Origin of the sequence: Mesorhizobium sp. dw_380, from assembly GCF_018588885.1 — a bacterium.
GTDB lineage: Bacteria > Pseudomonadota > Alphaproteobacteria > Rhizobiales > Rhizobiaceae > Mesorhizobium.
In genome coordinates this window covers 1-855 of record NZ_JAFFIW010000136.1, presented here as the reverse complement: position 1 = coordinate 855, position 855 = coordinate 1, and the positions used below count along the sequence as shown (strand labels likewise).

Genomic DNA, 855 nt, shown 5'->3' with positions numbered 1-855 from the left:
TACTGCGACGAAGCAGGAATCCCCGAATGGCACCCGGCAAGGGAACACTTCGGGCGGCGGCTTATAAGCCTGTTCCAATCCGGGGTAATTGAGCCTGACACGCTGAAAGCCAAGATGAACGATGGCTATGAAGATTGGCTAGGCGAGATCGGCGCAACCGGTCCTTTCATACCGCCCAAGCTATCGTCCGATGACCGTCTGGTGGGCGACAATATCTTGCCAGGATCAGATCGAAGGGGCAGACCACCGTCCGCGAAGACACAACGACTTAGCTGATTTCGGGGATCATCGAAAAGCGTCGGGTCCGCTGTCGACGGCTCCAAAAGCGCGAACGTTGCGCAACTGGACACATCCGGGAGACAGCGGACTCAAACTAGGGCCAAGAGGGGCAAGGCCCTTTATGATCCCTATGCGGGGACCATGGCAACAACGGCGGGCGGGTGCAAACGTTCCGTCGGCTGAAAGATATATCCGGGCCGATTGCCTTTCACCCACCTTTAATTGTGGTTGTCCAACAAGAGGGCAAGCTTTCTGGCTGCGGCGCTTTCTACAATCAGTTCCTCCAAACCGCTGTCGCCGACGAGCGATTTGTTGACGCGACGCCTGATTACACGGAGCGCTTCAGATTCGAAACTGCGGTGGACTTCGCGTGATCATCCAGATATCGGCCCACTTCAATTAGGGCATCTGCATCGATGTCGAATGGCAATTCTCGCATGGCACACCCTCCTGTGGCACCCGAACCTTGCTTCCCGAATTTTCGCACTGAAATGACCGAGACCACTATACAACTGCCAGCCGAAACACAGCATCATCAATAAGAAGGAAGCCCCGCGCCTTCCGTCATGCCTCGCG

Annotated in this window: 1 pseudogene; it reads left to right on the top strand. The window is 56.0% G+C overall.

From position 1 onward, the window contains the following. Positions 1–276 (top strand): annotated as a pseudogene (locus tag JT360_RS33245) (hypothetical protein); the annotation flags it as partial. Between the last annotated feature and the right edge of the window lie 579 nt (positions 277–855).